Genomic DNA, 26185 nt, shown 5'->3' with positions numbered 1-26185 from the left:
TTGCTGCAAATGATGTGTTACAGGTTCACATTAACGCGATTCGTGTAGGTCTTGCGTTTCTCAATCAACTTGTTCAATCCATCGACATAAGCGCGTGCACTGGCACCCAGAATATCGGTGCTAACGCCACGTCCTTGTACAGATATTTGGTTTTGAGTAAGTACGACGTGTACCTCACCCAATGCGTCCTTACCATGCGTAACCGATTTGATCGAGTAGTCAGATAGAGTTACATCTTCCCCACTCACTTGGTCAATCGCATTATAGATGGCATCTACCGATCCATTTCCTTCTGCTTGTTGTTCCACCGTATCACCATCAAGTGTAGCAATACGAACTTTAGCCGTTGGAGTGGATTCATCACCATACGTCACAAAGATGGATTCCAGTTTAAACACCTCAGGTGCATCCTGCAATTTCTCTTCGATGACCGCCAGCAAGTCCTCATCAGTCACTTCTTTTTTCTTATCAGCCAGATCTTTGAATTGGGCAAAAGCACGGTTCAATGCTTCATCTTCCAGTTCATAACCCAACTCAATCAAGCGCTCACGGAAGGCATGACGCCCCGAGTGTTTACCCAGTACGAGCTTGCTCTCCTTCAGACCGATGGTCTCTGGCGTCATAATTTCGTAGGTTGTTTTCTCCTTCAGCATGCCATCCTGGTGAATTCCGGATTCGTGTGCAAACGCATTCGCACCAACAATTGCTTTATTGCCAGGCACAACCATACCCGTCAAACGACTCACGAGACGACTGGTCCGAGCAATTTCAGAAAGTTGCAGCGAAGTTTTCGCCTGGAAAAATTCCTGACGTGTCTCCAGTGCCATGGCAATCTCTTCAATCGCGGTATTACCTGCACGTTCACCAATGCCGTTAATGGTGCCCTCAATTTGATCGGCTCCATTCTGAATGGCTGCAAGTGTGTTGGCAGTTGCCATCCCCAGGTCGTTATGACAGTGTGCACTCAGCTGCACCTTATCAATGTTGTGTACATTTTCCTTAAGATGTTTGAAAATATTTCCGTATTCATATGGGCTCAGATAGCCCACCGTATCCGGGATATTTACAACAGCTGCGCCTTCTTCCACAGCCATATTTACCATCTCAACGAGGAAATCATACTCGGTACGACCTGCGTCCTCCAACGAGAATTCGAGCTTCGAAAAAGTTTTCTTCGCATAACGAATTGCGGAACGAGCTGTATCGAGAACCTGAGCTCGATCCATGCGCAATTTGTGCTGGCGATGAATGGGCGAAGTTGCCAAAAAGATGTGAATACACGGGTCCTGAGCACCTTTTAACGCTTCTTTCACCGCATCGATATCCTGCTCTCTGGAACGGGACAAGCCAATGACGGTAACGTTTTTGACCGCTTTGGCTACTGCATTAACTGCCGCCAAATCGCCTGGAGAGGCCGCGGGGAAACCGGCTTCCATCCGGTCAATACCAAGCCGCTCGAGCTGGTGCGCAATTTCCACCTTTTCACGAGTATTCAGATTGACCCCCGGGGATTGTTCTCCATCACGCAGCGTTGTGTCAAATACATAGATTTTACGCACGCCTCGCACCTCCTAGACTTGTATTTTATGTTCCTCTAAACCAGTAATAGCGGCACACGCATATGCACGGCCGCTATTCCCGGTTGAAGCTGTAAGTTTACTAGATTACGTTAAAGTGCATGCTTACTTCTTGATCCAGTGCATCATCTCACGCAATTGTCCGCCCACCACTTCGATTGGGTGTTCAGCTTCGTTGCGACGAGTTGCTGTCAGGAATGCACGACCGGATTGGTTTTCCAGGATGAAGTCACGTGCAAATTTACCTTGTTGGATATCTGTCAGAACTTCTTTCATTGCTTTCTTCGTATCTTCAGTTACTACGCGAGGTCCAGTTACATAGTCACCGTACTCAGCTGTGTTACTGATGGAATCACGCATGCTTGCAAGTCCACCTTCATACATCAGGTCAACGATCAATTTCAATTCGTGCAGACACTCGAAGTATGCCATTTCAGGAGCGTAACCCGCTTCTGTCAATGTTTCGAATCCAGCTTTTACCAGGGCGCTTACACCACCACACAGAACAGCTTGCTCACCGAACAGGTCTGTTTCTGTTTCTTCACGGAAGGAAGTTTCGATAACCCCTGCACGCGTACAACCGATACCTTTGGCATAAGCCAAACCGATATCTTTGGCTTTACCTGTTGCATCTTGTTCAATTGCGATCAGGCCCGGTACACCGAATCCTTCCACGTAGGTACGACGTACCATGTGGCCAGGGGACTTAGGAGCTACCAGCAATACATCGCTGTCTTTTGGAGCAACGATTTGACCGAAATGAACATTGAAACCGTGGGAGAAGAGCAATGCAGCGCCTTTTTTCAGGTTTGGTTCGATTTCGTTTTTGTATACAGAAGCTTGTGTTTCGTCAGGCAGCAAAATTTGCACTACGTCTGCACGGCTAGTAGCTTCAGCCGGGGACAGAACTTCAAATCCGTCATTTTTTGCAGTGTCAAAAGATTTACCTTCACGAAGTCCGATGACTACGTTCAATCCACTGTCACGCAGGTTTTGAGCTTGGGCATGGCCCTGGCTACCGTAACCGATGACCGCAATCGTTTTTCCTTTCAATACGTTAAGCTCTGCATCCTGTTCATAATAAGTAGTTACTGGCATGTTTATAAGTCCTCCTTTGTATTGTAAAGAACCCTTCATTAATGAGCGGGTGTCTCAAGGGACCGGCACGCTTTTCCTGCTTTAGCGTCTCTGGTCTGATCCGATCCGTTCAGACACCCGCCCATTAATGCGGGTGTGTGGCTATATAGTCAAGCGTTACATCACTAAAATGTTAAATTGCAACTTGTACGGGACTGGCACCTCATCTAAGATGAACGGTATTTCTCAGCTTAATGCTGCTAACACATCATTGTCGTTCCGTCGATAAGCATCAGACCATGCTTTTTTTCTCAATATAATTGCTTAAACGTTGCCTCGTACCAATGCAGTTATGCCTGTACGTGACAGTTCGCGAATGCCGTATGGCTTAAGCAGTTCAATCATCGCATCAATTTTATCTGTATCCCCGACCACCTGTACAATCAGGCTGCCTGGACCAACATCTACAACAGATGCGCGGAATGTCTCCACCACACCCAGAATTTCTGGACGTTCGGATGGCTCTGCCTTGACCTTGATCAATGCAAGTTCACGGGCAACCATCGGCTTCAGACTGAAATCAACTACTTTGATGACATCAATGATTTTGTACAGTTGCTTTTCAATCTGTTCCAGCGTTTTGTCATCACCAATCGTTACAATGACCATCCGGGACAAACCCGGTTCCTCGGATTGACCTACCGTAATGCTCTCAATGTTGAATCCCCGTCGACCGAACAACCCTGATACCCGCTGCAGGACGCCAGGCTGATCGTTGACCAATATCGAAATCGTATGTCTTATCATTCCTCAGCATCCCCCATCAGCATTTGATCGATTGTCGCTCCTTGCGGAACCATTGGATATACGTTTTCTTCCTTACGTACTACGAATTCAACAACGACCGGTCCTGGTGTATCCAGAGCTTCTTGCCAAGCACGCTCGGCTTCTTCCTTGTTGGTTGCACGCAATCCTTTTACGCCATAAGCTTCAGCAAGTTTTACAAAATCAGGGCTGCCTGCCAAGTCGATATGACTGTAACGGTTCTCATAGATGATCTCTTGCCACTGACGTACCATTCCAAGGACCTGATTGTTGATAATAACAATTTTCACCGGGATGTTGTTAATGGCACAAATTGCGAGTTCTTGAGAACACATCTGCATACCGCCGTCACCGTTGATGGAGATTACGAGTCTGTCCGGATTGGCCATTTGAGCACCAATTGCAGAAGGGAATCCAAAACCCATCGTTCCCAGTCCACCGGAGGTTACCCATGAACGCGGTTTGTTGAATTTGTAATATTGGGCTGCCCACATTTGATGCTGTCCAACGTCCGTAGTCACGATTGCTTCGCCTTTGGTTGTATCATTGAGCATTTCCACAACCCATTGCGGTTTTAATACTTCCTCTGAATCTGTGTAGCTGTAAGGTTTCTCTTGTTTCCATTGTTTGATCTGATCTCTCCAAGCATCCGCACGTTCAGCACGTTGAACCTCTTTGTTCGCTATTTCGAGAACCGTTTTCACATCACCAACGATTGGAATGTCGGTTGCGATGTTTTTGCCAATTTCAGCCGGATCAATATCAATGTGCACAATTTTGGCATGTGGAGCGAATCCATCCAGCTTGCCTGTTACCCTGTCATCGAAGCGTGCGCCGATGTTGATGAGCAAATCCGATTTTTGAATCGCCTGATTGGAAGTGTATGTTCCGTGCATACCCGGCATCCCGGTCCACAATTCGTGACCACTCGGGAATGCTCCAAGTCCGAGAAGTGTTGTCGTGATTGGAATGCCTGTCTTCTCCACAAATTCGAACAGTGCTTCGTGTCCACCGGAGTAAACTACACCGCCGCCTGCCAGAATCATCGGACGTTCCGCTTCCTGAATCGCCTGAGCCAGACGATCAACCTGAAGTTTGTTCGGTACTGTCCGTGGGTTGTACCCTCTCAATGTAACAGGTTCAGTCACCGGTTCAAACAACGTTTTGTTTGCCGATACATCCTTCGGGATGTCGATCAATACGGGACCTTTACGACCTGTATTCGCAATATGGAATGCCTCATGAATGACACGTGGCAGATCTTCTACGTCTTTTACCAGGTAACTGTGTTTGGTGATTGGCATTGTGATTCCGGTGATGTCCGCTTCCTGGAAAGCATCTGAGCCGATCAGGCTGGAAATTACATTCCCCGTAATGACTACGAGTGGTACGGAATCCATATACGCTGTTGCAATACCCGTAACTAGATTCGTTGCTCCAGGTCCGGAGGTAGCGATACAGACACCCACTTTTCCGCTCGCCCGTGCATATCCGTCAGCTGCATGAATGGCGCCTTGTTCGTGACGGGTTAACACGTGCTTGAAATCCTCGAAACCATACATCGCATCGTAAATGTACAACACTGCGCCGCCCGGGTAACCAAAAACGCACTCTACACCTTCCAGCAACAAGCTTCTCAGCAGAATTTCGGAACCGCTAATGACCTCCGGCTTCATCCATTTTTCACGTAATTCATCTGTCGATCGTACTTCTGGAATTTGAGCTCCCATCAGTCATCCTCCTCTCGGAATTTACATCATTATGACATTTAAAGTTACAAAAAAAACCTTCCATCCCTGCAAACAAGTTTATGCTTGCGAGGGACGAAAGGTTGTTGCTTCCGTGGTACCACCCAACTTTGTCCGAAATTTCGCAATAACGGACCTTACCAGGTACAAAAAACGATAGATCAAACGGATATACCCGTTCTCCATACCTGTTGTCTGTAACGCAGACATACGATTTTCCCTAATACCCAATGGAGTGACATCCAATGCTTTTCAGGAAAACAGCTCCGAGGTGAGCTCGTATATAAGGGGTAATGGTGGTGGTTTCAGCAATTCCAGCCACTCTCTGAGCAAAAGAGCCCTTAAAACTTCGTCCTCTTCATAGCCGATGAAATATTCTCGTTAAATGTTAGGAACATTATATGATTCCTCCAACCGATAAGTCAATACCCCTTTTGTATAAAAATTCAGAACGTCCCTAATCCTTCAACTTCCATCTTTAACGTTACCCCAATCCCAACACTTCATTCAGTCACCTTTCAACTTGCCTCAGGCATAGGATATACGAGCAGCACGACTGGTCCTGAAAGGAGGCTTCCAATGGTGATTCGGCAACGTAAATCCAAGCTGGATGATGCCGCCATAATGAGGCTGATTGACTCTCAACTTGTTCCTCTATCTCATATGAGTGAAAGTGAAATCAATAAAATACGCAAAGAAATACCCCTGCGAATGAACAGGGGCATGACCTTTGTTGTCTCACAAAATCCTGACAACGAAGCTGTCGCATTCATCCATTTTCTCATGCACGGTGAACTGCTGTATGTGGATATGATGGCTGTTGCCACAAAAGAACAGCGAAAGAAATACGGTCAGACTTTGCTGCTCAAAGCGGAAAATTTTGCAGCATCTCGTGGTTGCAAAAGATCCAAAGTGATGGTTGACGAAGGCAATACAAAAGGCCTTCGATTTTACCAAAAAAATGGATATAGCACCATTCGATACATTATGTTAAGCCGCTGTTACGAGTTGGAAAAAACATTATAAATCGGTCTAGAAAAAGCCTGGTGGCCGTGGTCCATAGGGTCCATATCCTGGTCCTGGTCCTGGTCCTGGTCCGTATCCACCACCAAATCCCGGTCCATACCCCGGGCCTGGTTTTGGTCCCGGGCCAAATCCTGGTCCACCACCTGGACCAAAACCGAATCCAGGGCCGCCAGGGCCGTAAGCATAAGGAAGCGTAGCGACGGCGAGTAAATCAAATAATACCAATGGCAAAATAGCTTTGGTGTGTACCTTTTTGCCAACTGCACGTTTCAGCACCAATTTATTGCCCGATACTTTTAACAGTCTTCCGGTCACCCGAGTACCGTCTTTTTTGATCGCGACAATATTTTTGCCTATTAATTTCATCGCTTCATCACGCGTAACATGTTGTTTCATACTTTCCCCTCCTCCTCGGATCGTTCAAAACAGTGTATTCGTCCAGGGCTGGCTTCGCCTGTTTCTTTGTCCCTAAATGAAAATATGGGTGTCTTTCTCTATAACAAGTTAAGTAAGCTGGTAATCTGCTCATTTTCTTTATGAAACAAAAAAAAGGTTCGCACGAGGCGAACCTTTTAAGTAAAGCATTATGCGGGAAAACATAATTTCTGTCGTTACCTTTTCCCCGGATCATACGGTTCCCCGAGTGCGGACGGAGCAGAAGAGCGTCCAACAGCCGCAACGAGCACGATGATGGTGAGCAGGTATGGCAGCATATAAATAATTTCCTGGGGAATACTTTGAGACCATTCGAACAGCTGTACATAGTTCCGGATAGCTTGCGAGAAACCAAAGAACACAGCCGCCCCAAAGGCACCAATCGGATTCCACTTACCAAAGATCATCGCTGCAATCGCAATGTAACCTTGACCGGAAACTGTATTATGAGAGAATGTGCCTGTCGTAGTCAGCGTGATTGCAGCTCCACCAATAGCAGCCAACGCACCACTGATCATCACCGCAACATAACGGTAACGACGCACTTTAACACCAACGGTATCTGCAGCACTTGGATGTTCACCAACAGAGCGAAGACGAAGACCGAATGGGGTTTTGTACATAATGTAATAAGTCAGAAAGACGAAAAGAATAGCCAGATATGTTGTCGGGTACACATTCTTGAAGAAAGCTTCCCCAAGCAAAGGAATATCCTTTAACAGTGGCACATTAAACTTACTGAATCCTTGTACCAATGGTGAATCGCCTGATCCTTCAAACAGCAGCTTTACCAGATAAAGTGTGCTTCCCGCTGCCAGAAAGTTAATGACGATACCACTAATAATTTGGTCAGCCTTAAACGTAATGGAGGCAACCGCGTGGATCAGCGAAACCACTACGCCCAGCACAACCGCGAACAAAATCCCCATCCAGGCAGACGTCGTTCCACCCATACCCGCTTCTTGTGCATAATGCGCAGCAATCCCCGCAGCAAACGCACCAAATACCATGAAACCTTCAAGTCCAAGGTTGGTCACACCGGATTTTTCCGAGAAAATCCCGCCCAGGGATGCAAAAATCAATGCCGTGGCAAAGACAAGCGTCGTATTGATAATTTGCCCAATTGTCAACAAGTCCATCTACAACACCTTCTCTTTCTTGCGCTTGGAATAGAACGGTTTAAGTACCCAGCGCACGATGCCTTGTGCCGCAATGAAGAAGATAATCGAACCGATAACAATCCGAATAATCTCGGGCGGTACATCCGCAGCAAAGCTCATTCCCGCAGATCCATAAGTAAGCGTACCGAACAACACCGCGCCCAGCAACACACCAAACGGATGATTCAAACCAATCAGTGCAACCGCGATGCCGTCAAAACCTGTTCCTGGCGAGCCCGACATAACGGTCTGATATTGGAACACCCCTAGTACCTGGAATGCGCCGCCAAGACCTGCAAGCATACCACTGATAAACATGGCTTTAACGATATTGCGATTGACATGCATACCCGCATACTCTGCCGCATTCGGGTTATATCCTACGGCACGAATCTCGTACCCTTGTTTGGTTTTCCACATGTAAATATAAAAGAGTACAGCCATGACAAGAGCAATCAAGGTTCCCATGTGAACACGGGAGTTGCCCATCAACTCAGAAAGCCATGTCAGACTAATCGATGCGGTATCACTGATATCCACCGAACGATTTTCACCTTTTAACAGCAGGAATTGGCGCACGATCAGGTTGGCCAGATACAGACCAATCCAGTTCAGCATGATACTACTGATAACTTCGTTAACCCCACGCGCTGCTTTCAGATAACCGGCAATAGCTGCCCACAGACCACCAAATACTGCACCAGCAATCAAAGCCAGTGGAGCATGAATGTAGATTGGCAGACCTGCAAACTTCACGCCTACAAAAGTCGCCGCAGTCATACCGACGAGAAATTGTCCTTCTCCCCCGATATTAAACAGTCCTGCACGTGCCGCAAATGCAAATGCAAGTCCTGTCATAATCAGCGGTGTCATTTCCCGAACCGCTTCACCAAAGTTATACATGTCTCCGAAAACTTTCGTAAACAATGCACTGTACGCTTCAATCGGGTTGTATCCGCCGATCAGCATGACAATACCACCCAGGATCAGACCCATAATGATGGCTACAATAGGTAATATAAATGAATCACGGGTAAACCATTTTAATACGTTATTCATGCACAGTACCTCTCTTTTGGGTGCTGCCCGCCATCATCAAGCCGAGCTCCCTGTCATTGGTTTCTTCCGGCAGCACCTCGCCCACGATCTGTCCTTCATAGATGACAGCAATTCGGTCGGATACGTTGATAATTTCATCCAGCTCGAATGAGATCAGCAATACCGCTTTGCCCTGATCACGTTGTGCAATCAATTGTTTTTGAACAAACTCAATAGCACCTACATCCAAACCACGAGTTGGTTGGGCAGCAATAAGCAGTTCAGGGTTCTTATCAATCTCACGTGCGATAATGGCTTTCTGTTGGTTCCCCCCCGATAAAGAGCGGGCTTTTGTTTCAATGCTTGGTGTACGCACATCAAATGCCTCGACAAGACGCTTCGCTTGCTTCTTGATCGCTTCGAAGTTAAGAAATCCTTTACGCGTATAAGGAGCTTTATAGTACGATTCCAGGACAATATTTTCACTCACAGAAAAATCAAGAACAAGTCCATGTTTGTGCCGATCTTCCGGAATATGGGCTACACCCGACTCCGAAATATGGCGTGGAGAATGATTAGACAGTTCTTTACCCTCGAGGCGAATCGAACCGCTATCTACTTTACGCAGTCCGGTAAGAGCCTCAATCAGTTCGCTCTGTCCATTACCATCAACACCTGCGATTCCTACAATCTCTCCTGCACGTACATTCAGGTTGAGTTCGTTCAGTACCGAGATACCTTCTTTATTCTTGGCAGTCAATTTGCTAACTTCAAGCACATTGTTACCTGGAGTAGCTGGCTTCTTGTCCACTTTAAATGTGACATTGCGACCAACCATTTTTTCTGCCAACTCATTCGGATTGGTTTCTGATGTTATAACTGAATCAATCACTTTACCACGACGAATAATTGTCACCGTATCGGAGATTTCCATGATTTCTTTCAGTTTGTGTGTAATCAGAATAATGGACTTGCCTTCGGCCACCAACTTTTTCATGATTACCATCAGTTCTTTGATTTCCTGAGGTGTTAATACAGCAGTAGGCTCGTCAAAGATAAGAATGTCTGCACCACGATACAACGTTTTTATAATTTCAACACGTTGCTGCATTCCGACGGAAATGTCATGAATTTTGGCATGCGGATTCACTTTGAGTCCATACTGTTCAGACAGACGCTGCACTTCAGCAGCAGCTTTTTTATAATTAATGTTGAGACCTTTCCTTGGTTCAGATCCCAAAATAATGTTCTCTGTTACCGTGAACGGCTGTACAAGCTTAAAATGCTGATGCACCATGCCGATGCCAAGATCGATTGCTTTGTTAGGGCTGTCGATGATGACAGGCTTGCCATTCACTTCAATGGAACCTTCATCCGGCTGATAGAGACCAAAGACAATATTCATCAACGTTGATTTACCAGCGCCGTTTTCGCCCAGTAGAGCATGGATCTCGCCTTTACGAAGCTGAAGGCTGATGGCGTCGTTGGCAACAATGCCTGGGAAACGCTTCGTGATTTGTTTCAACTCAACGACGGGGGTTGCTGCACCCATGTAATCACCCTTATACCTGATATAGTGTGGTTCCGCAAACGTAAGAAAAACGTCTAACGACGTTTATTTAAGGAAGATGACCGCGTTTTAGCGGTAATTTTTCTTAGGATCATCGAATCCTTCAGTTTCACCGAAACTTCTGCATTCCATAATCTTAAGAAAAGCTCCTACGGGAGCGTTGATACGAAGTCTTCTTGCTTTTGCCGTGGGCTAATCCCCAAGCACGTACTACATAGCTTGTACAATTGTTATGATGACCTGAGCAAATTTTCCTACTCTGACAATCATAAGGCCGGTCAAGACCGGCCTCGATGATTATTCATTTTTACAGGCAGAATCAGATTACTCTGTAGGAACTTTGATTTCGCCGTTGATGATTTTTTCTTTGTACTCGTCCACTTTTGCAAGTGTATCAGCAGAAACATTTTTCGTAGAAGTATCAGCGATACCTACACCGTTTTCTTTCAAAGTCAGATTCTCAGCTCCGCCTTTGAATGTTCCATCGATGATTTCTTGGTTTACGCGCTTAACAGCTTCGTCAACTTTTTTGATCATAGAAGTCAGTGTTACATCATCACCAAACTCCAGGGATTGGTCTTTATCTACACCGATAACCCAAACGTCTTGACCTTGTTCCTTACGAGCGATTGCTTCTTTGAACACACCATTACCAGTAGCACCGGAAGCGTGGAAAATGATATCTACGCCTTTGTTGTAGAGTGTTGTTGCTGCTGCTTTACCCAGGTCAGGCTTATCAAATGCACCTGTGTAGTTGGAAATGAACTCAGCATTAGGATTAACAGCTTTAACCCCTTCTCTGAAACCTACTTCAAACTTTTTGATCAGTGGGCTTTCCATACCGCCAACAAAACCAATTTTGTTCGATTTAGTTGTCAGACCAGCTACAACACCTACCAAGTAAGAACCTTCTTCTTCAGCAAATGTTACCGATTTAACGTTAGGAACATCAACAACACTGTCGATGATCGCGAGTTTGGAATCAGGATTTTGTTCAGCTACAGTCTTGATCGCATCAGCCAATTGGAAACCGATACCCCAAGTCAGATCATATCCACCTTTAACGAACTCGTTCAGGTTTGGAATGTACTCTTCATCGGATTTACTTTGCAGGTATTTAACAGCTACACCTGTTTCAGTTTCAGTTGCTTGCAGCGCTTCCCAAGCGGATTGGTTAAACGATTTGTCGTTAACTCCACCCACGTCAGTAACCATACCGATTTTCAAATCGGATTTAGCTTCAGTGTTTTCGCCACCTGTAGTTCCTCCGGCATTTGTTTCCTCTTTCGGTTTGCTACCGCAACCTGCGAGCATAACCGATACTGCCAGCAACATGACCAAAGACAAGCTGAGCATCTTTTTCATTTCTCTTGTTCCCCCTTAATGATATATACCTAATTTCAGTCCAGGCCAAAATGGAACGGATCAACAGATCGATAATATGGCTTTTATGCAGAATGTATGGTTTCTTCGACATTAAAAGCGCATTCTTACCCCTTAACGATTGTGTCACCTGTCGAAAAACCGAACATTATGACTTGAAGAGAAAATTTTAGGACTAGCCTACTAGAGGTGATTATACATTCAACCCGTGGTAAAATCCAGATGTTTCATCACCAAATCTCACTTATTTTTGCTCTTTTTTTATTGAAAGCGCTTAATATTTTAACGATTTAACACACTAACGTTACAACGATGTGATGTTATATAACAAAAACTTATCATTATTCCTAGAAAGATGTGGAACTCACCTGTTTTCATTTGCATTATTTCATCGTTCGTATTTTATGTATTATCACAGGCTGTTATTCACCCGTTACATGCTTTCATTGTGTCCTTACAGGCTGCAGCATATTCGTTTCCTACAACCCCACTCTTTGGAGTAGATCACTCTTTAAGCCGTAAAAAAAGCCGCCATAGGTACGGCGGCTTGCATAAACAATTTTAAGCGTTGATTTTGCCTTTAGCTACAGTAGCCAAAGAGTTGAACGCATTGATGTCGTTAACGGCCAGATCAGCCAACATTTTGCGGTTCATGTCTACTCCAGCAAGTTTCAATCCATGGATCAGTTTGTTGTAAGACAAACCATTCATACGTGCTGCAGCATTGATACGAACGATCCACAGTCTGCGGAAGTTACGTTTTGTGTTGCGACGGTCACGATATGCGTATACCAGGGATTTCATTACTTGCTCGTTAGCTGTTTTAAAAATACGGTGTTTGGAACCGAAATAACCTCTTGCCAGTTTCAAAACCTTTTTATGACGACGACGTACTACAAAACCGCCTTTTACTCTTGCCATATTAAAGAACCTCCCAATAAATATTAAATGTATCCGTGGTATGTGTACGGCCTAAGCCGATCCCCCATACGGATTTACTATTTCAAGTTAGCCAGACCTTGTTTCAAACGTCTTACGTCCCCGGCAGCCATAACTGGGTTGCCGTTCAGAACGCGCTTAGCACGTTTTGATTTGTGGGAAAGCAAGTGGTTTTTGTGAGCTTTGTAACGCAGGACTTTACCGGAACCGGTAATTTTGAAGCGTCCTTTCAAACTGCTGTGTGTTTTCATTTTAGGCATTTTGTGTTTCCTCCTCCAATGTTATCAGGCTTTAGGAGCCAGAATCATGATCATACTGCGGCCTTCCAATTTTGGTTGACGTTCGATGGTGCAAAGTTCTGCAACCTCCACCTTAACGCGTTCCAAAATCCGTTGACCAATGGCGGCATGCGCAATTTCACGTCCGCGGTAACGAACGGAACATTTTACCTTGTCGCCTTCTTTCAAGAACTTAACTACATTACGAAGCTTCGTTTGATAATCATGCTCCTCAATATTGGAACGGAACCATACTTCTTTAATGTCAACAATTTTCTGGTTCTTACGGGCTTCTTTGTCTTTCTTTTGTTGCTCATAGCGGAATTTGCCATAGTCCATGATGCGGCATACCGGCGGTTTAGCCTGTGGTGCCACATTGACCAGGTCCAAGTTCAGGTCAATCGCCATTTGCAGTGCTTCCCGAATCGGCGTGATCCCAATTTGTTCTCCTTCAGCTCCGACAAGGCGTACTTCCTTCGCCCGAATCTCATCATTAATCATGTGATCTTTACTAATAACCGTCCACCTCCAGGTCATTTTGAATATCCTGTTACACAAAAATAAAAGGGATGCCGGTTAAGCTACCGACATCCCTGTAATCAACACAATTCTTCATGAGTATACACTTCATAAATTATTGGGATCGTTGACCAGCCAACATGTTTGTTGATCAGGTGAGAAGTCGGACTTCTACTTGTGATTCCATAGCTATTCATTTAACGCACTTGAATACTATAACATCCTGCAAAACCATTGTCAACCTCTCTCCAATGTTTTTTACAGACATGCTTTCACCCCAGTCGACCATTCATTATCCCTGTTTACTCTGCACCTCATCCAAACGTACAACACGTGTATGTTGGGTATGGCTCCATTGTTTGTTGTTCTGCGTGAAGAACGCGTAGAACGTAATTGGATACCATGAAAGAAGGTAAATCGGGAACAAGATCAGGTACAGATACACTTTGGCAAACGTAACCTTTTCCAGCGCCATGGACAACAAGAATGTCAGGACGTTCAGACCAATCGCTAGGAATCCTACCCAAAGCGGGAAGTACCCGTATATGTTTGCGATATGAGGACCACTGAATATCGCTGTATCCACCCACAGGACAGCTGTCATCAGGAACGTAAGCAAAACAACGTACACGTTTGCTCCATACACAGCAAGGTCAAATTTCACCAAGCTTCTTTCCTTGATACTCTGCCACAGCAGTGGGAAGAAATATCTACGCGCAACCGTAAAGTGACCTTGCATCCAGCGAAGACGTTGTCTTGCTGAAGCTTTAAAGGTTAATGGCTTCTCATCAAATACTTTGGCATCATAGTTAAAGACAGGATATACATTACGCTGAACACTGCGCATCGTAAACTCCAAATCCTCAACCAGACTTGTAGCGCCCCAACCAATTTCCTTGAGCAGGTTGGTCTCGAAGCACATTCCAGTACCTCCGAGGAAATTCGCCATATTCAGATTATGACGGGACAACTGCCACAGACGGTTGATGTACCAGTAAGATACGCCATATGCTGCAGTGATCCAGGAATCCTCCGGATTTTTGGTATCAATGTATCCTTGAATTACACGCGAACCATTGCACAAGTCGTCATTCATCTCGAGCAAGAAGTTACGGTCAACCAGGTTATCCGCGTCAAACATGACAACCCCGTCATACTGACGTGGCAATTTCCACAAGTATTTAAGCATCCATTCGATGGCATACCCTTTACCTCTGAGATCAGCATTCGTACGTACACAAGCATTCAATCCATGCTGTCTTACAATTTGAGCCGTTCCATCCGTACAGTTGTCACAAATGACAAACACATCATACAGATCTTCCGGGTAATCCAATTGTTTCAGGTTCTCCATCAAGGCACCAATAACTTGTTCCTCATTGTGTGCTGCGACGAGTACAGCGAATGATTTTGTCGCCGGATAATGTTTCTTTTTCTTTTTCTTAATCAGACCGAACAGCGAAAACGTGAATTGGTACACGGCTAGCAGTGCCAGAATGACCTGCATCGTGACGAATATAGCGTCCAACATCGTTCTCTGTTACCCCCTTTTTTTCAAAACCAGATTACTTAAAACGTTTCTCTTCCTGGATTCTGCACTTTTTATTTTTTTGTGATGCGCAGAATATGACCCTGTTCTTTGGTTTACTACGCAAATATTTCAGACAATGATTCAAGCATGGTTGATGCCAGTTGGCTGCTTTATCGATTTTGTATTCTTTTCAGCCATTTGTCAAAACCGCAATTCCACTTCCTGAAGCAGAAATGTGAACTTTAAACGCTGAATAGGCACCTCGTGATACTCCAACCTCGCATTCATGCCTGTTATATCTTATTTTCAGCCGTTTACTTGATTTTTATTTCTAAAGTCCCTGCTTTTTTCATCAGGCTGATACATATCGACAGAGGCTCTATATCAAATAACGTAAACAGACCTCAAAAAGTTCAGTCTTAAACTCACATTTTTTTAACCACATTTCAGCCATGTTGAATCATTGTATCTTTTTTAGATCGTCCGAGTCAAAAAGTTAAGTTGGGTGTATATCCACTCTTTAACATGAATTTTACTTTCTTCACATGTGTTCTTCTTGAAAAGGACAACATTTAAAAATATGATAAACATATACCTGAAATAACCTCAAGTTCACGAAAAAACGGTTATATACTAATCAGGACGAAACCGGACACAGCAATTTACCGGAAATACTGCCGCCAACATGGGGCCTGACTGGCAGGAGGCCAATATGAGCCGTTTATTCGTAAAGTTTCAAGAGTATGATCGAAATGTATTTATGTGGATTAATGGTCGACTTCATAATCGATTTATGAACTTTTGGCTGTATTATTTCACCCATCTGGGCGGAGCAACTTCTTCTATTGCAGTATCCTTACTAATCTGGCTACTGGCTCCCGCTCCTTGGAGTACAACAGGACTTCAGGCATGCATCGCTCTGGCCGTTAGCCACATTCCCGTAGCAATCGCCAAAAAACTGTATCCGCGCATTCGGCCTTATCTGGCCCTACCGGATACGATTACGTTCCGCAACCCCCTGACGGACCATTCGTTCCCTTCAGGGCATACTACTGCGGTATTCTCGGTTACGGTTCCTTTTATGGCAATGGAGCCGTTCCTATTGCTGTTGTTACTCCCTGTTGCATTAATTGTCGGATTTTCACGAATTTACCTGGGGTTACACTATCCCTCAGATGTGCTCGCAGGCGCTACTATCGGTACTTTAGTCGCACTTGCAACAGTTGCTTTATGGACATAATGTGAATATGTTAGACTAAGGAAAACCTAGCAGGAACAGGTGAAGCAAGCGTGGAGAAAAAAAGAGTATTACTATTATCTGAAGGCTTTGGCGCTGGTCATACTCAAGCCGCTTATGCGCTGTCCAGCAGTTTGCGAAAACTTTCGCCGAATGTGCAAACCAAAGTGCTTGAGCTGGGAAGTTTTCTGAACCCCAGAGTTGCGCCACTCATTATTACAGCGTACAAAAAAACGGTCATTAATCAGCCCAAGCTCATCGGGTATGTATACAGGCACCAATATAAAAAATCCTTGAACCGGCTGACTACACTCGCGTTGCATAAACTGTTTTATACCCATACACGCAGTATTGTGCGTCAGCTTCGTCCGAATGTTATTGTATGCACCCACCCAATTCCCAGTGCTGTCATATCCAGACTGAAACGTCTGGGTGTGCAGGTTCCACTTTGTACAGTCATCACCGATTATGACGCCCACGGGACATGGATTAGCCCAGAAGTGGACCTGTATCTTGTTTCTACAGATGAGGTAAAGTCCAAATTAATGCTGCGAGGTGTATCTTTAGACAAAATTCGGGTTACTGGCATTCCGATCCACCCCAACTTCTGGGAACATCCCGGGCGGGAGGAGATCCGAGGCAAATTCAATTTAAAGAACATGCCTACTGTGCTTGTGATGGGCGGTGGCTGGGGAATGCTTAGTGATGAAGTGGTTAACCAATTATTGACACGCTGGCATGAGGATGTTCAGATTATTTTCTGTCTTGGCCGCAATGACAAAAGCCGAATCAGCATGGAACAAAATCCGTTGTATCAAAAAGATAATATCCATATCATCGGGTACACCAATGAAGTGGACAAATTAATGGAAGTATCTGACCTCCTGATCACCAAGCCGGGCGGAATGACATGCAGTGAAGGGTTGGCAAAGGGAATCCCCATGTTGTTCCATAATCCCATACCGGGCCAGGAAGAAGAAAATGTTCAGTATTTCACCGCACGAGGTTTGGGGGAACCCATTACTTCCCTTGACGTTGTTGTAAAATGGATGAATAAACTGCTTCATAACTACCCTGACATTGTTCGCAAACGCAAACGTCACATGGCGCAGATTGCCAAGTATCACCCCATGCAGAGCGCACAGAGTATTATCGACCTTCTGGACCTGCGTCCCTACTCGGCAGACCAAGCCAGACTGTGACGGCTTCAAACAAGCCCGCATGTACACAGTAAAGGTGCCTTCGAATCGAAGGCACCTTTTTTTAATATGAAGAAAAGTGCAAACTATTGAATACCAGCAGACTTCAAGTAATCCTGCCACTGCTTGGTATACTCACTCTGAATCTTCTCAAGGCCCGCCTGTTTGGCTTTTTCCATAAATGTATTCAGACCCGCTTCTACATCCTCCACCAATCCCACATTCAACGGATAGAGATACTGCTTCTCTACCTGCTCCAGTGCAGCTTTCTCAGCTTGGTATGGCGTCCAATCCTCAGCAAATCCGGTAAAGATATCCGGCTTTTTCATTTTATCCAGCTCTTTGAAAATAGCCAGCACATCATCAAAGCTCTTATCATAGAGCATGAATTCCGGGTTACGCCAAGCCCAGCCATTCATGCCTTCACGCGGGAACCCATTGGTCTGGGCATCGCCCACCATTTTATAATAACCGTCTTGAACTTCAAAGTTTTTGCCTTCCACACCATATTCGGTAAGCCAGTTGTAACGTTTGTCGGTAACCAGTTTCTCGTAGAATGCGAGTGCTTTCTCCGGGTTTTTGCTGCTGCGTGGAATTGCAAAACCATTGTGGATCGGGTGAACTGGTTGTGCAACCCCTTTTGCATTCGGGTAAGGGAAATAACCGAGCTTCCAATCCGGGTGAGTGGACTGGACCTTGATCACATCCGCATTAAATTTGTTCGGATTCTCACCCGACAGTACAACAGCCGATTTGCCATTTTGAAGCAATGAGTTGGACGTATCCTTTACATTCAGCACGTTTTTCGGGAAAAAGCCTTTGTCCATCCAACGTTTGTACGTTTTCAGGTCTTCCAGATGCTGTGCAGATCCCCAGTAGGAATTGATATTGGATGGTGTATCATACATGATATCCAGACCATAAGGGAGCTGACCTGCCGTATTCACCAGCTTGGATGTCAATTGTCGAATACCATGGGTATGGTTCGCATTGCTATCCGCGATTGGAATCATATTCGGTTCATTGGCTTTGATTCCCTCCAGATAGGCTTCGAGTGTCTCCAGAGATTCCGGTTTGGGCAGATTGTACTTCTCACGCAAATCCTCACGGTACGCAATACCCTCAGTAACATATTCAGTCCATGTCGATGGTACAGTATAGATCTTGTCGTTAACTTTTACCGCGTTCCACATGTCATCAGGTACATAAGCTTTGAGCGTTGGTGCTGCCTTAGGCAGTAGTTCATCCAGAGGCAGGAATGCTCCTTTTTTCGCATAAGACTGGTAGAACGTCCAATCCGCGGTAAAGATCAGATCAATCGGTTGACCGGAGGACAGCAGCAGTTTGTATTTCTGGTCCCAGTCTGTCCAGGAGGTATAGTTAAATTTCACATTGACGTTCAGATCTGCCTCAGCCAGCTTGTTGATTTCCGACTCAATCGCAGGCAGATCCTTGGGGGCATCACCAAGCATGTAGAATTGCAGTGTTACCTTCTCCCCTTTGTTTTCAGAAGAACCTCCCTGCTCACTTCCTTGCGCAGATCCCCCCGAACCGTTATTACATGCGGCAAGCACCCCGGCAAACAACATCAGGGCAAGTACCATAGACAGGTGCCGAATTGTTTTGTTACGCATACGCATCCTCCCTTTTTGTGGTCAACCTTATATGTTAGCGCAGACTCGCCATGATTCAGACGCAGACGGATAGACAGTTATCCCGCCATCTGCACCCACAGCGCGTGCACGTTCTAACCTTTCACCGCACCAATGGTAAGACCCTTGACAAAGTACCGCTGCACAAATGGATACAGGAACAAGATGGGGCCAGTAACCACAATAGCCATTGCCATTTTGGTCGATTCGGTAGGTACATCCTGGCTAAGAGTTATGCCGGTACCAATCGCCATCTGGTCAATGAAGGTAATCGTGTTCATGGTGTTATACAAATAGAATTGCAGCTGGTACATATCCGGGTTGTTAATGAACAAGGATGACGTGAACCAGTCATTCCAATACCCCAGTGCCAGAAATAACCCTACAGTGGCAATGCCGGGCATCGCCAGTTTCAGTACTACGCTAAAGTAAATGCGGAAATCATTCGCTCCATCGATTTTAGCTGACTCAATAAGCTCATCCGGAACGGCTGAACGAATGAAGTTTTTCATTAGGATAATGAGAAAAGGCGTCATCAGTCCCGGAAAAATCAACACCGTATACGTGTCCGTAAGATTGAAATAATTTGCAAGCATGATGTACCAAGGAACCAATCCCCCGCCAAAGAGGGTTGTAAAGTAGATGAAAAATGAGAAAGCGTTCCGGTACTTGAAATCTTTGCGTTGCAGTACAAATCCCGCCATCGTAATGAGAAATAGTCCAAGGGCCGTACCCACAACGGTTGTAAAGACCGTCACGCCATAAGCTTTGAGCACCTGGGTCGGAAATTTGAACACCATCTTGTAACCTTCCAAGGAAAAATTGGTTGGAAAGAGGTGATACCCATCTCTTACAATGGATTCGCTGCTGCTGAATGAGCCGGATAAAATCAAAAGAAATGGAATGATACAGATTAAGGAAAGAATCAGGATCATGCTGTAAGCGATGATTTGAAACAACAAGGTGAATTCTGTATCTCGGGTACGCGTGTGCATAGTGGGTCTCCCTTCTGCCTATAGGCGTATTAGAACAAGGCGTAGTCCTCATTCACTTTACGGATGATATAGTTCACGGTCATGATCAGGATAAAACCGAACAGCGATTGATACAGACCCGCCGCGGTAGCCATTCCGATATCAAACGTCACTTTCAGAGAACGATACACATACGTATCGATGATATCTGTAGCGTTATATAAGACACCGTTGTTTCCAATGAGTTGGTAAAAGAGATCAAACTGTCCCTTCATAATGCTCCCGAGCGAGAATAACAACAGGATGACAAAGGTCGGTTTTAGCATCGGTACGGTGATGTACCAAATGCGCTGAAAGATATTGGCCCCGTCAATCCGGGCGGCCTCGTAATACTCATCGCTGATACCTGTAATGGCTGCAAGGTAGATGACCATGCTGTACCCAAGATTTTTCCACAGATAAAAAATGATGATCAGGAACACCCATATCCAGGGTGTGTTGTAAATATCAATAGGCCCCGCCTCGAAACGTTTGAGTACCGTGTTCACGAAACCAGATTCATAGTTAAACATGTTGTAAGCGATTACACTTAATAGTACAAACGAGATGAAATAAGGTAAAAACATGACCGACTGCGTAATTTTCTTAAACACTTTTCCTCGAATTTCACTGAGCAAAATCGCACAGAAGATCGCTAGCCCGTTTCCCAATATAATGAAGGCCAGATTGTACCCCACTGTGTTGGTTGTCAGCTTCAGCAGCATTCCTGATTGCCAAAGAAACTTGAAGTTCTCCAGTCCCACAAATGGGCTGCCGAACAAACCACCTTCAAAATCATAGCGGGTAAACGCATAATAGATGCCGACCATCGGAAAATACGAGTTAATCAGAAAAAAGATCAGTGTAGGCAGCAGCATCAGGAACATAATTTTATTTTTGTTCAATTCTTTGAGCATGGCTCGATCCCTCCCGATTTTCTTACGGCGCGGCGCGCAGTGGAGCTCTGTTTTTATTGTAGTTGCCCTAAGCGCTACCGGATACTGAATCATCCGGCCGGATCATGAACGATTCTGCGAAACGGAATATGAACAATATGAACGAACACTGAAATGAAGCCTGAGCGTTCACAAAAGTTGATATCGTGCATAGGTTGAACCTAGTGAACAATACAGCGAAAGTTGAACTTTAGCTAAGGAAATCGGGCATAGCAGCCGTTCTTCGTTGATGTAAACGCATACATAATATATAATTCAAGATACATCCGTGATTCACCACGCCCATATATGAAGTCTTATCCTTCGCTATGAAGTCTAACTTTGTTCATCCAAAACAGGAGGCCCACGGGAGGAAAGGTCATGCGTAAACGTTCAGAGGACAGTCAGAAGGTGTTTGCACGGATTCTCATCGGCATAATTGTTAGCACCGTTGCCACCTTGCTTGTGGCTTCTACCATTTTGTACGTCAACTATAATCGTATTGCCCTTCGCCAGGTCTACCGAACAGATATGAATAGTCTTACCCAGACCAGTCGGGAAGTCTCCAAGATGACCGAGACCGCCAAATCACTGTCTTATCAGATTTATCAGGATTACACCATCTCTGCCCTGCTGCTCTATTCGAATCCGAGTATCTATGAAATTACGTCAGCGATGGAACAACTCGACAACTATCGCATGTCCCTCCCTTTTATCGAATCCATCTATGTATATAACTCCAAAAATGATGAGTTCTTTATCAGCTCCAATGAAGTTCGCAATGGACAACAGTCCATTTCTGAAATTGACGATCAAGGGATTACAAGTATCCTCGACAGGTTCCATGACTACAAGCCTTTTGTCCCCATTCCGCGTACATACCAAGTTGGCTCGACCGAGGAAACTCAGGTCAGCAGCTATACGTACCTCTGTTATGACACGATCAATGACAATGCCACACTGAATTATGCGGTTGTCGTAAATATTAAGGACGACTGGCTCAGCCCCAATATGAACTCAGTCGATCAGCCAGGGAAAACGTTTATTATCAATGAACAGGGACAGTTATTGTCCGATTTCAGCAATCGTGCGCTGATGAAAGATTTGTCCAATGAAACGTTTATGCAGCCAATCCTGGAAAACAAGGAGCAGTCCGCCTACTTTACCGCAGAGGTTGATGGAAAAAAGTCACTTATTACCTACACCGCTCCTGACAATCTCGGGTGGCGCTATGTACGAATCACGCCTTATGACCTGATTACAGCAGATATTCGTAATATGCGAACACACACTGTTCTGTTTTGTCTTGGGCTATTAATTGCGGGAGTGCTCTTATCCTACCTCGTGTCCCGGAAGCTATATCATCCCATTGATAAAGTGCTTGTCCGTATGCGTGTGATGGAAGCGGAGCGTCGTGGCAGTCTGCATCTTTTGCGACAGGACTTTCTGCGCGGGGCTTTGCAAGGACGGGAAACGGTAACCGGAGGCATGCTGGAGGAACGAATGAAGTTCTATGGCTCTTCTGTTGATGTTCATCGTCTAACCAGACTGGTACTGCTTCGTATTGATCATTTTACCGATTTCAGCGATACCTACCGGGATGAAGTCCAACTTATAAAATATGCAATGATGAACATTTGCACGGAAACGGCTGACCTCTACTACTACACCGAAGCTGTGGATATGGGCGGCGATCTGATCACACTTATCTTTAATGATAAAATTCAAGAAGAAGCTGATTATGAGTATAGCTCCATTGAGGAGCTGTTGTGCATGATGCAGGCTGCCGTGATGACACATCTAAGATGTTCCATTTCATTTACTATCGGGCCAGCGGAAGATTCACTGGAAAACAGTATTGCTTCTTATACCCGATCAGCAGAAGCATCGCTTCATCGTTTGTTCATGGGTCCGGGCTGCCTGATTTATACCTCGGACATCATGGCGTACCATGCCAAAGAGTATGCTTTCCCTGTTGGAAAAGAGAGACAGTTGATTGATTGCCTGATGACAGGCAAGACAGGCGAAGCCAAACAGGTCTATGCAGACATCGTGAGCGAAACGGCAACATATCCATTTACCGTATTTCAACTGGCTCTATCCCATCTGACCATGACTCTAAATCATGTGAGAAACACACTCAAAAAGAACAACCAGCTTACACTTGAATCCATCTCCGACCGTTCAATGCTGCCGATCCATGATGCTGAGGATCTCAGTGAAGTTCACGCACACTTCTACCGCATGTTCGATGAGCTTGGATCCAAAGTAGAGGAAAAACGAACGCTCAAACATGAAGAACTCATTCGCAAAATTAACTGCATTATTGAACGAGATTACGCAAACACCAATCTTTGTCTGACCTCAATTGCGGATGAACTAGCCATGTCACCCATCTATGTCAGTAGACTCTATAAACAACTAACGTTAAAAGGACTAACCGATGTCATTAACGAGACCCGCATAGCCAAAGCGCAATATCTGCTCATTGAGACAGAAAACTCCGTAGCTGATATTGCCGAGCAAACCGGATTCACCAACAGTTCTTATTTCTATCGGATGTTTAAAAAATTCAACGGGGTCACTCCCAACGATTATCGGCGTAAGGAGCTTCATTCGGAGCTTTAGCATGAGGTTTAGTTCATCGAAAATAGCAAAAAAAGCGTGATATGAGAGTCTGGTAGCCAGATGTATATCACGCTTTTTTATAATATTACTCTTGATCTTCGCCAGACTCGTCCGTAGCTTCCCGAACTTTATACTTGTCCAAGCGGATTTGTTGATACTCGCGCAAAGCCTCTTCACCAACGATGACTTCAACCCGGTGAATGTTCATGCCTTTGCCCATGAATTTCTGCTCATACTCTGTCATGACATGCTCTTCATTCAATCCATCGCGGTGCAGGTTCAGGGACAAATTGGTCATTTGCAGACCAAAGTCGGCAATCGCATTGAGAGAGAAATCAAACAATGTCTCCGAATCTGTTTTGAAATGAATCTGTCCTTTTGTGTTAAGCAGTTCCGTATATTTCTTCAGGAAACGTGGATGTGTCAAACGACGACGTGCATGCTTGGCTTTCGGCCAAGGATCGCTGAAGTTCAGATAAATCCGTTCCAGTTCTTCCGGTTCAAATACATCTTCAATCTGTTCGATATTGGCCAGCGCCAGCTTCAGGTTGGGCGGTGTTTCCACTTCTGCCTGACTCCATGCATTGCGGGCCTTCTCACTGGCACGACGCACCAGCTCGTCGTACATATCAATACCGATAAAATTAAATTCCGGATATTTATAACTCATTTGGCTGATAAATTGACCTTTACCCATGCCAAATTCCACAAAGATCGGATGGTCATTGCCAAACAGTTCAGACCATTTTCCTTTGTACTGTTTGGGATCAAGAACAACGAGATCAACTTGTTGCTCCAGATTTTCCCGAATCCCTTTTCTGCCACGTAAACGCATCTTATTCCTCCGTTTATCCATACTTGTCTCAGAATCATTTTGCCGAAGAACTGGCTAATTGTAAAGAGCAATGAAAAAGGAATCTTCGGATCTGCCACTTTGGGGCAAATCTCAAAGATTCCCTCTTCGATTTATTTGGAATTGGGGTCCAACTACTTTAATAGTTCATAGTCTACCTTATCTTGGTGTGAAAAATCAAATGTCTTTTCGAAAGCATCGCGAACTTTTTGTCTTGCAGCCGCTTTCACTTTCGGATTGCCATTGAAACGAACACCTGTCAAAGCCAGAGCTTCTTCTGCCGTCAGTTCTACAGAAACATGATGAAGATCATTATTTTTAACTTGGGAATTCATTCATATCACCTCACGGTATAGTATGGTCCATGACGTCAACATTGATTCAAATGCTATGATGAATAGTACCCATTAGATGGTGTCTGACGCTGGTTTAAATATAACACAATGTGTAAACTATAGCAAGGATAAAACCTCGTTTCTACGGCCTATTTTTGCGACTAGATTCCCCTTTTTTTGAGTTTTTTGATACAATGGTAAAAGTTCAAAAAGAGTCGAATTCGGTAATATAATAAGCAAGCCATTAGGTAAGCCAAAGGAGTACCCTGAAGATGAATGCACCTTCAATACAACCTCCTCTTCTGTGGGGAGATAAACGATTCCATACCTGGAATTACGAAATGAGAGACGAATTTAACAATAAGGTTTTCAAAGTGATGCTGGATGCGGGTTTCACTTGCCCCAACCGAGATGGGTCTATCGCTAAAGGGGGTTGTACATTTTGCAGCGCTCGTGGATCGGGTGATTTCGCCGGTAGCAGACGGGATGATTTGGTCACCCAATTTAATACCATTCGGGATAAACAGCATCTGAAATGGCCTACAGCCCACTACATTGGCTATTTCCAAGCCTATACCAACACATACGCACCCGTTGAAGAACTGCGTGAATACTTTGAAGAAATCTTGAAGCAGCCCGGTGTCGTGGGTCTGTCCATCGCCACTCGCCCTGACTGTTTACCGGATGACGTCGTTGATTACTTAGCTGAATTGAATGAACGCACCTACCTATGGGTTGAGATGGGTCTGCAAACCATTCACGAGTCCACGTCAACCCTAATTAACCGTGCGCATGATACTCATTGTTATGAGGAAGCCGTTGCGAAGCTACGCAAACGGAATATTCGGGTGTGTACACATATTATTTACGGACTGCCGCAGGAAACCCATGAAATGATGCTGGATACCGGACGGGCTGTTGCCAACATGGATGTACAGGGGATCAAAATTCATCTACTTCATCTGATGCGCAAAACGCCAATGGTGAAGCAGTATGAAGCCGGGCTTCTTCGTTTCCTGGAACAAGGCGAGTACATTAAACTGATCGTCGATACGCTGGAGATGCTGCCACCCGAAATGATTGTACACCGCCTTACAGGAGACGCCCCGCGTGATTTGCTGATTGGGCCGATGTGGTCCATGAACAAATGGGAAGTGTTGAATTCCATTGATCGTGAGCTGCGTGAACGGGATTCCTGGCAGGGAAAATACTGGAGGGGTGCTTAAG

Annotated in this window: 23 protein-coding genes; 5 read left to right on the top strand and 18 right to left on the bottom strand. The window is 45.0% G+C overall.

What is annotated here, in order from left to right; all coding sequences use genetic code 11:
• Positions 1-17: 17 nt before the first annotated feature.
• From ACDJ58_RS07495 to ilvB, 4 genes are all read right to left on the bottom strand, one after another.
• A complete protein-coding gene (locus tag ACDJ58_RS07495) occupies positions 18-1559 on the bottom strand; it encodes a 2-isopropylmalate synthase (RefSeq protein ID WP_413376817.1) in 1542 nt (513 codons plus the stop codon).
• A gap of 123 nt (positions 1560-1682) precedes the next feature.
• Positions 1683-2675, bottom strand: coding sequence for a ketol-acid reductoisomerase (gene ilvC, locus ACDJ58_RS07490; protein WP_053780427.1), 993 nt, complete (start codon positions 2673-2675; stop codon positions 1683-1685).
• Positions 2676-2978: 303 nt separating this feature from the next.
• Positions 2979-3461 (bottom strand): acetolactate synthase small subunit, encoded by a 483-nt coding sequence (ilvN, locus tag ACDJ58_RS07485; protein WP_024628317.1) that lies wholly within the window; start codon positions 3459-3461, stop codon positions 2979-2981.
• Positions 3458-5209, bottom strand: coding sequence for a biosynthetic-type acetolactate synthase large subunit (gene ilvB, locus ACDJ58_RS07480; protein ID WP_413376815.1), 1752 nt, complete (start codon positions 5207-5209; stop codon positions 3458-3460). The genes ilvN and ilvB overlap by 4 nt, the downstream gene beginning before the upstream one ends.
• Positions 5210-5809: 600 nt before the next feature.
• On the opposite strand from ilvB, the gene ACDJ58_RS07475 reads away from it, so the two are divergent.
• Positions 5810-6253 carry a GNAT family N-acetyltransferase gene (locus ACDJ58_RS07475; RefSeq protein ID WP_163759649.1) on the top strand — a complete coding sequence of 148 codons (444 nt, stop codon included), beginning with the start codon at positions 5810-5812 and terminating at the stop codon, positions 6251-6253.
• Between the two features lie 6 nt (positions 6254-6259).
• Here the strand turns inward: ACDJ58_RS07475 and ACDJ58_RS07470 are convergent, their stop codons facing one another.
• From ACDJ58_RS07470 to ACDJ58_RS07430, 9 genes are all read right to left on the bottom strand, one after another.
• Positions 6260-6649 (bottom strand): hypothetical protein, encoded by a 390-nt coding sequence (locus tag ACDJ58_RS07470; RefSeq protein ID WP_413376813.1) that lies wholly within the window; start codon positions 6647-6649, stop codon positions 6260-6262.
• Between the two features lie 215 nt (positions 6650-6864).
• Entirely contained in the window at positions 6865-7827 is a 963-nt protein-coding gene (locus tag ACDJ58_RS07465) for an ABC transporter permease (protein WP_413376811.1), read from the bottom strand.
• Positions 7828-8907, bottom strand: coding sequence for an ABC transporter permease (locus ACDJ58_RS07460; RefSeq protein ID WP_413376809.1), 1080 nt, complete (start codon positions 8905-8907; stop codon positions 7828-7830).
• Positions 8900-10438, bottom strand: a complete 1539-nt coding sequence (locus ACDJ58_RS07455; RefSeq protein ID WP_413376807.1) for an ABC transporter ATP-binding protein — start codon at positions 10436-10438, stop codon at positions 8900-8902. The genes ACDJ58_RS07460 and ACDJ58_RS07455 overlap by 8 nt, the downstream gene beginning before the upstream one ends.
• A gap of 342 nt (positions 10439-10780) precedes the next feature.
• Positions 10781-11821, bottom strand: coding sequence for a BMP family lipoprotein (locus ACDJ58_RS07450; protein WP_413376805.1), 1041 nt, complete (start codon positions 11819-11821; stop codon positions 10781-10783).
• Positions 11822-12400: 579 nt separating this feature from the next.
• Positions 12401-12760, bottom strand: coding sequence for a 50S ribosomal protein L20 (rplT, locus tag ACDJ58_RS07445; RefSeq protein WP_017689664.1), 360 nt, complete (start codon positions 12758-12760; stop codon positions 12401-12403).
• A gap of 77 nt (positions 12761-12837) precedes the next feature.
• Positions 12838-13038 (bottom strand): 50S ribosomal protein L35, encoded by a 201-nt coding sequence (gene rpmI / locus ACDJ58_RS07440; RefSeq protein WP_062320217.1) that lies wholly within the window; start codon positions 13036-13038, stop codon positions 12838-12840.
• Positions 13039-13062: 24 nt separating this feature from the next.
• Entirely contained in the window at positions 13063-13557 is a 495-nt protein-coding gene (infC, locus tag ACDJ58_RS07435; RefSeq protein ID WP_024628309.1) for a translation initiation factor IF-3, read from the bottom strand.
• A 310-nt stretch (positions 13558-13867) separates the two neighbouring features.
• Positions 13868-15106, bottom strand: coding sequence for a glycosyltransferase family 2 protein (locus ACDJ58_RS07430; protein ID WP_413376802.1), 1239 nt, complete (start codon positions 15104-15106; stop codon positions 13868-13870).
• A gap of 712 nt (positions 15107-15818) precedes the next feature.
• On the opposite strand from ACDJ58_RS07430, the gene ACDJ58_RS07425 reads away from it, so the two are divergent.
• Entirely contained in the window at positions 15819-16346 is a 528-nt protein-coding gene (locus ACDJ58_RS07425) for a phosphatase PAP2 family protein (protein ID WP_109999523.1), read from the top strand.
• Between the two features lie 50 nt (positions 16347-16396).
• Positions 16397-17545, top strand: coding sequence for an MGDG synthase family glycosyltransferase (locus tag ACDJ58_RS07420; protein ID WP_413376800.1), 1149 nt, complete (start codon positions 16397-16399; stop codon positions 17543-17545).
• Positions 17546-17628: 83 nt separating this feature from the next.
• On the opposite strand, the gene ACDJ58_RS07415 is transcribed toward ACDJ58_RS07420, so the two are convergent.
• From ACDJ58_RS07415 to ACDJ58_RS07405, 3 genes are all read right to left on the bottom strand, one after another.
• Positions 17629-19182 (bottom strand): ABC transporter substrate-binding protein, encoded by a 1554-nt coding sequence (locus ACDJ58_RS07415; protein WP_413376798.1) that lies wholly within the window; start codon positions 19180-19182, stop codon positions 17629-17631.
• Between the two features lie 107 nt (positions 19183-19289).
• Positions 19290-20129: a carbohydrate ABC transporter permease gene (locus ACDJ58_RS07410; RefSeq protein WP_413379537.1), complete on the bottom strand. Its 840-nt coding sequence runs from the start codon at positions 20127-20129 to the stop codon at positions 19290-19292.
• A gap of 89 nt (positions 20130-20218) precedes the next feature.
• A complete protein-coding gene (locus ACDJ58_RS07405) occupies positions 20219-21124 on the bottom strand; it encodes an ABC transporter permease (RefSeq protein ID WP_076289941.1) in 906 nt (301 codons plus the stop codon).
• Between the two features lie 399 nt (positions 21125-21523).
• Between ACDJ58_RS07405 and ACDJ58_RS07400 the strand changes: the two genes are divergently transcribed.
• Positions 21524-23770: an AraC family transcriptional regulator gene (locus ACDJ58_RS07400; RefSeq protein ID WP_413376796.1), complete on the top strand. Its 2247-nt coding sequence runs from the start codon at positions 21524-21526 to the stop codon at positions 23768-23770.
• 85 nt (positions 23771-23855) lie between these two features.
• Here ACDJ58_RS07400 and trmB read toward each other — a convergent pair whose 3' ends face one another.
• Both trmB and ACDJ58_RS07390 read right to left on the bottom strand, forming a co-directional pair.
• Positions 23856-24605: a tRNA (guanosine(46)-N7)-methyltransferase TrmB gene (gene trmB, locus ACDJ58_RS07395; protein ID WP_413376794.1), complete on the bottom strand. Its 750-nt coding sequence runs from the start codon at positions 24603-24605 to the stop codon at positions 23856-23858.
• Between the two features lie 152 nt (positions 24606-24757).
• Positions 24758-24958, bottom strand: a complete 201-nt coding sequence (locus tag ACDJ58_RS07390; protein WP_062320234.1) for a hypothetical protein — start codon at positions 24956-24958, stop codon at positions 24758-24760.
• Between the two features lie 272 nt (positions 24959-25230).
• Between ACDJ58_RS07390 and ACDJ58_RS07385 the strand changes: the two genes are divergently transcribed.
• On the top strand, positions 25231-26184 hold the full coding sequence (locus tag ACDJ58_RS07385; protein ID WP_413376792.1) for a TIGR01212 family radical SAM protein: 954 nt from the start codon (positions 25231-25233) through the stop codon (positions 26182-26184).
• Position 26185: the final 1 nt, after the last annotated feature.

The sequence above is a fragment of the Paenibacillus taichungensis genome (genome assembly GCF_047302525.1).
In the GTDB taxonomy this organism is placed as follows: Bacteria; Bacillota; Bacilli; order Paenibacillales; family Paenibacillaceae; genus Paenibacillus; species Paenibacillus taichungensis_B.
Note: the sequence above shows the minus strand (reverse complement) of the source record. Positions and strands in the feature narration are given on the sequence as shown.